Annotated in this window: 2 protein-coding genes; both read right to left on the bottom strand. The window is 60.9% G+C overall.

What is annotated here, in order from left to right; all coding sequences use genetic code 11:
• Positions 1-296 precede the first annotated feature (296 nt).
• A complete protein-coding gene (locus K6T56_12615; GenBank protein MCL6557183.1) occupies positions 297-1,652 on the bottom strand; it encodes a DUF637 domain-containing protein in 1,356 nt (451 codons plus the stop codon).
• Between the two features lie 532 nt (positions 1,653-2,184).
• Positions 2,185-2,847 (bottom strand): TNT domain-containing protein, encoded by a 663-nt coding sequence (locus K6T56_12610; GenBank protein ID MCL6557182.1) that lies wholly within the window; start codon positions 2,845-2,847, stop codon positions 2,185-2,187.
• Between the last annotated feature and the right edge of the window lie 130 nt (positions 2,848-2,977).

Genomic DNA, 2,977 nt, shown 5'->3' with positions numbered 1-2,977 from the left:
CGCCTGAACTGGAAAACACCTCATCAGGTATTTATGCAATCATACAGCCGCGTTGCACTTCGAGATTGAATCCACCGTACGTTTGAGACCCAACTGCCGCGAAAAACATAGGCCAATTTCCCCACAACCTCATCACTGCATTAACTAGAGAAATGACGAGGAGCGCCCCGACTACGAACGCCCGCCAACTCATTTGGCGCCACCTCGGGCCGCATCTTGTCTATTTGCCGGGTTCTTCTCTGCATATAGTCTTGCAGCAAAAGCCTCCCATCCACCGCCCAACTCAATCAGCGCGATTATCCGTGTAGCCGCAGCTGCCGACAACTTCCAAACGTATTCAAGATATTTTTTGCTCCTTCTGACGAAGCAGTTGCAATCGTCGGTGAAACCAAGTCACCATCAATCATACCTTTCGCATAAGACGTGCCCGTTCCCGTCGCACCAGCCACAGCACCCACCGCCCCCAACGGATTCACCAACGCCACAACAGCAGAAGCCATACCAACATCATCCAGGGTTTTCTTATCCAACGCCCCCAGATACGCCTGCGTGGCCGGGTCAGTGGTATCGAGATTGGCATTCCGGGTCAGACATTCCGCCGTGGCGCACGTCCAGTACTTCGGTTCATACACCTTCCCATCGACCACGACCTTGGTACTGTATCGGCCCCTTTCGTCCAGGGGCAGCCCAGTAAGCCTGTCCCGAGGCTGGTCCGCTTTGGCCGGAGCAGGCGGCAGCACATACAGCCGGGGAGCATACGGGGATTCCCAACCACCCGTCTGCCGCTGAACGTAGGCGATAAGTTCCGCGTCCACCTCGGGCAACACTTGGATCAAAGACTGGCCGTCTTCTCCTGCTCGCCATTTTGCTCGGCTGTCGTAGATTTCTTTCTCCCAGTTCGACACCTTCACCACCATGCCCGTTGCAACCGTCTCGCCCTTTTCTCGGTTGCCCAAGAGGCGCATGGCATCCTCAATCTCAGCCTGAGTGTACCGTCCCCCGCTTTCCCTCGCCAGGCGCGCCGCCAGACGGCGCTCGTCCCGGTGCAGTTGTCGGTTGTTCACCGCCTCATTCGTCGCCGCCTGGGCCGCGGTCACGCCGTCGTAACCCGCCGCCTGGGCCGTGGCACCGCCGATGAAGGTGAGGCCACCGGCCATGAGGGCGCGTTGGGTTTGATTGACCGGGTCGGGCAGGAGCGAGCCTGCAAAGGCGCTCATGCCCCCGCCGATGGCGCCGGCGGCACAGTCGTGGCCACTGAGCGCGGCTGCGGCGCAGCCCAGGGCGGCGTGCGCCAGCAGGTAGCCGGGTGAGCCCATCTCGCCCAACGGCTTGCCGAGGCCGGTGTTGTCGCCGATGAACTTGGCCGCATCGGCACTGGCCGAGGCCACGAAGCTGTTGACGAAGGCTTGGCCGAAGCTGCCCGCGCCCTTGCCGTAGACCGCCTGGTTGACGCTGGCGCTGATGCCGGCGCGGACGGTGTAGCCGACGAGCTTGTCGGTGAGGTCGGTGGCAGTTTGGGCGGCCTTGAGGGTGTTGCCCACCTGCTGCGCACCCGTGAGGGTGCCGTTGGCGAGCACCTGCCCCGCCCATTGGGTGAGCCCCGCAGTGAGGCCCGAGGTGAGCCCGCTCTTGAGGACGCTATCCAGGCTCAGGTTGCCGGTGAACGCGCCGGTGGCTGGAGCAGCCTCCTCAGCCTCCGGCGTTGCCTACAAACTAAAGGCTTGACCCCGTTTTACGCTCCGAGCCAGCCGTCGTAGAGATAGGGGATGTTGCCTGCGCGTAGCTCGGGCGGCAGCAGGCTGTTGAGGCTGTCCGGGTCCGGGGTGCGTGACCCCGCTTTCCTGCGCGGGCGAATCAATAACTCAATCCTTAACGCCTGACCCCGTTCCCCGCACGAGCACACAAGGGGTCACCCATTAGCCACCCCTGGTCGCCGGCTCACAGTTCATCGCCAGATAGTTTCATCGCGTCGCAGGAGCTCCCATAAATAATCACATGCCTCTTCTTCGGACTCGAATTGCCGACAATCCCATTTGTGCCCGCGTTCTGCATAGTAAACTTCCCACATTCCGTCACGACGCATAATGTGATACATATCGTGCTGGCGCGGGTCGCCGTTAATAGCAACCACATCTTCCGGCTTGATACCGTAGCACCGCAATAGCTCGATGACATCGTCACACTTCAAGGGATTACCCTTTTCAAATACCCTGCGTTGATCAGATCCCTGATAGCCTTATCCGTAACAAATTGGGGGCCGAGCCCCGGCTGACCGTATGCCGGAGCAATTTCGCCCGCTTTAACGGGAAGTGGCTTAATGACTTCAAATACGGAATAGGATCGCTCTTCCCCTCCTGGCGGCAGAGCCCGCATCGGAACCAGCGTCCCTTCTGGCGCGAGGAACCGACCTGCATCCCTACCATAACGATCAACGCGCGCCCCTGGAAGCAATATGAAATCGCGCGCCTCCCCGAGAAACCCATCGTTTGGTGGATCGTACCAAGTGAGCGAACGCCCTGGAGACACGGGGTTCTTTGGCGCTGGCCCACCCCGTACCGACAACGCCACCCCACCCGCAACCACGCCTCCTTCCGAGAGCACTTCCGCTGCGGTGATGCCGGCTTGGTTGCACGCAACCGGGTTGGTCAGGCAGGCGCCGACTGCCCAAGGCGCCAGGATCGCGCCAGCGGTGATGGCGCCCGCAGCGGCCTGACGGCTGGCTTCCCGGTTCGCGTCGGCGATGCCCTGCTTGTAATAGTACCCCGGCAAATACCGGCCCGTCTGCCCTGCCTGAATCTGCCGGTAGGCCTGCTGGCCCGTCGGGGTATTCAGCGTCTCCGCATACATGCGGTCGCTGAAGTACGTGCGCGCTATGCTATGACGGCGTTACTTCTGCTGCCCACCAAGGATTTTCGGCAAAAACGTTTTCGATGGGGTGTAAGGCACTGGGTCAGTCGGAAGATACCACTTGGTCCGT

Source organism: Burkholderiales bacterium (assembly GCA_023511995.1).
Taxonomy (GTDB): domain Bacteria; phylum Pseudomonadota; class Gammaproteobacteria; order Burkholderiales; family Thiobacteraceae; genus Thiobacter.
This window is presented reverse-complemented; position numbering and strand designations above follow the sequence as displayed.